This window comes from Longimicrobium sp., assembly GCF_036554565.1.
Classification (GTDB): Bacteria; Gemmatimonadota; Gemmatimonadetes; order Longimicrobiales; family Longimicrobiaceae; genus Longimicrobium.
On record NZ_DATBNB010000178.1, the window covers coordinates 1 to 3,232 of the forward strand.

2 protein-coding genes are annotated in these 3,232 nt (G+C 70.6%); both read left to right on the forward strand.

The window, feature by feature from the left end; translation table 11 throughout:
* Positions 1-668 (forward strand): hypothetical protein (locus VIB55_RS04900; RefSeq protein ID WP_331875550.1); only part of this gene is annotated, 668 nt, incomplete at its 5' end.
* 386 nt (positions 669-1,054) lie between these two features.
* The coding region (locus VIB55_RS04905; RefSeq protein WP_331875551.1) for a PBP1A family penicillin-binding protein at positions 1,055-3,232 on the forward strand (2,178 nt) is incomplete at its 3' end.

Consider the following 3,232-nt stretch of genomic DNA (forward strand, 5'->3'; position numbering starts at 1 on the left):
TAGTTACCCTCGACGGAAAGAATGGCACCTGGAAAGGTAGCGGAAGCGGTGACGCGGCCTCGTTCGTGTATGCGGCCAAATGGGTACCCGCGCCCAACTCCCTGATCGTCCAGCAGTTCCGCAGACCGGTGTATGCTTCGCTGGCCCACGGAATGGACCAGCCTAACACCAGTCCCGGCACCCCCCCGCTGCTCCCGCGGGTTGCGCTGGAGCGACGGGCGATGGAAGTGCGAACGCTGCGGGCCGCGTTGCTGGCCGGGAGGCCTGATGGCCTGATCAACAAGGCTGACCTGTACGCGCAGGTAACCATCGGCAACCAGACGTTCGTCGAGGCCACCCAGCAGGGCAGGGACGAGATCCAGCCGGCGTGGCTCTCGGTGGGCTTTGTCCCGGAAACGGAGGCGGTGATACCTGTGCGGTATGAGATGTTCGACGAGGCCGGACCTTTGAAACTCCCCGTTACGATCGACGTGGGTCCCCGCGCCGGGCTCACCTTTGCCACTTTCAAACTCGCGGTACGCGGGCACGCCCTCGCGGGCGACCTGAATGGTGTGCACGATGCAAAGACGAACGCCGCGATCCTCCGCGGCGGCGGGGGAGACCAATACCCGGCCTCGGTGACCCTGTATGTCACCGTACGTGAGCTGCAGACGCACTCCGCGCCCTGACTCGGAAAAGCACCTGATTTTCATCCGCTCGGGATGAAGCCGGCATGGATGCAGAACCGGGGGAAGCAGGGAGGCATTCTCCCTGTTTCCCCCGGTTCCGCTGTCCACCGCGCTTGGCGCGCCACACTGGCTCCCTTCCCCCGCGCAGTTTGCGGGGGAAGGGTTGGGGACGGGGGGGGCGCCAGCCCGAGCACCGGGCTGCATTGCGACGCACTCAAGCCCGAAGTGTACCTCCTTCGGAGCTTTCCGCTTTCCTTGCGGCGGATTCATCCGCTCCGGCGGGGCGCGGACGGTTCGCCCGGCATCGGCGGCCGTGGTATACTCCGTGACGGAGCAGGCCGCGTTTCGATGGCCTGAGCATCCCCCGGAGCCCATCTCCCAAACGAATGCCCGATCCCGCCGGCGGCGCGCCCGAGCCCGAGAACGTCTACCACAAGGGGTACTTCCCCCGCGTTCGCGACAAGCTGGCGCGGACGGCGGACGGCGTGCGGCTGCTGGTTACGAATCCGGCCCGGGTGCCGGCCGCGGCCGGGGCGTGGCTGGGCGAGCAGCTGGAGAAGGACGCGCTGTTCTTTCAGGCGGGGCTGTTCGGCGGATGGGCGGTCCTCAAGGCCGGCTTTCGCGCCCTCGGACGCGGGCTGCGCCATCCCGTACACCGCCGATGGATCCTGGGACTGATCGCCCTGATCGCCTTTCTTCCCGGCTTTACCTGGCAGCGCTGCGGCTTCCGCGGCTGCCCCGACGTCGGCAAGCTGGCGGCGCTGCAGCCCGGCGGCGCCGCGCGAGTGTTCGACGCCCGCGGCCAACTGCTGGCCGAGCTGGCGCCCACGCGCTGGGCAGTGGTGGCGCTGGCCGACCTTCCGCCCTACGTGGCGCAGGCGTTCGTCGCCGTGGAGGACCAGAACTTCTACGAGCACCGGGGCGTGCACTGGCCGCGGTTCATCGCGCAGTCCATCAAGAACCTGATCCCCGGCGGGCGAAGCCAGGGCGCCAGCACCATCAGCATGCAGGTGGCGCGGAACGTGTTTCCGGACCGCCTTCCCGCCGCCGACCGCAGCGTCAAGCGCAAGGTCCTGGAAATCCGCGTCGCGCGAGAGATCGAGCAGCGCTACAGCAAGGCGCAGATCCTTCAGACGTACCTGAACAACATCTACTTCGGCGAGGGGGTGTACGGCATCGAGTCCGCCGCGCGCATCTACTTCGGCAAACACGCGTCGCAGCTCAAGATGTCGGAGGCGGCGCTGCTCGCCGGGCTGCCCAAGGCGCCCACGCACTACAGCCCGCGCCGCAACATGGCGCACTCCGTCCAGCGCCGGAACCTGGTGCTGTCGCTGATGGCCGCGCAGGGCCGCATCACCGCCGGCCAGGCGCGCGCCTCCAAGGACGCCGAGGTGCGGCTGGCCCGGCTGCGGCCCGAGATGCGGCCCCGCACGCGCTTTCCCTACTTCGTGGAGCACGCGCGGCGGATGCTGGAGGCGGAGCTGGGGCCGGCGCTGTACGCGGGGGGCCTTCGCATTCACACCACGCTGGATCCCCGCATCCAGCGCGCGGCGGAGCAGAACGTGGAAGCGCAGGTGCGGGCCATCGAGAACGGCCGGTTCGGCAAGTTCACCGGCCCGCGTCGGGCCGCGTACCGCGACAGTACCGAGACGCCGTACCTGCAGGGCGCCGCGATGGTGATGAGCGCGCGGACGGGCGACGTGCTGGCCCTGGTCGGCGGACGCTCGTACGACGAGTCGGCGTTCGACCGCATGACGCAGGGGCTGCGGCAGCCGGGGTCCGCCTTCAAGCCGTTCGTCTACGCCGCCGCCGTCGCCGAGGGCGTCACCCCCACGGACCGGGTGGTGGACGACACCGTCCGCCGCGAGCTGCCGGGGGGAGAGGTGTGGACGCCGCGCAACTTCGACGGCCGCTACCGGGGCGCGGTGACCGTCCGCACCTCGCTGCGTCAATCCATCAACACCATCGCCGTCAAGCTGGCGGAGCAGGCCGGGCTCGACGACGTGGAGCAGGTGGCCCGGCGCGCCGGCATCACCCGCGACATCCCGCCGCTTCCGTCCGTCGCCATCGGCGCCACGGCGGTGCGGCCGATGGAGCTGGTGCGCGCCTACACGCCCTTCGCCACGCTGGGCGACCGGGTGGAGCCGCGCTTCGTCACCCGCGTGGAAGACCGCGACGGCAAGGTGGTCTGGCGGGCGCGGGTCAAGCGGCGTCGGGTGATGGACCGCGGCGTCGCCTTCGTGGTGACCACCATGCTGCGCGGCGCCATCGACCGGGGGACGGGGACCGCCGCCCGCGCGGCGCTCGGCGCAGGCATCCCCGCAGCGGGAAAGACCGGGACGACGAACGACGCCACCGACGCCTGGTTCGTCGGCTACACGCCCGACCTCGTCGCCGCCGTGTGGTTCGGGTTCGACCGGCCGCGCACCATCATCCGCCAGGGATCGGGCGGCACGCTGGCGGCGCCGGTGTGGGGGCGGATCATGCGCGTGGCGCAGCGCGGGACGCCGGAGCCGTGGAAGGCCCCCGGGGGCGTGGTGCGGCGCACGGTGGCCGTGTCGGGC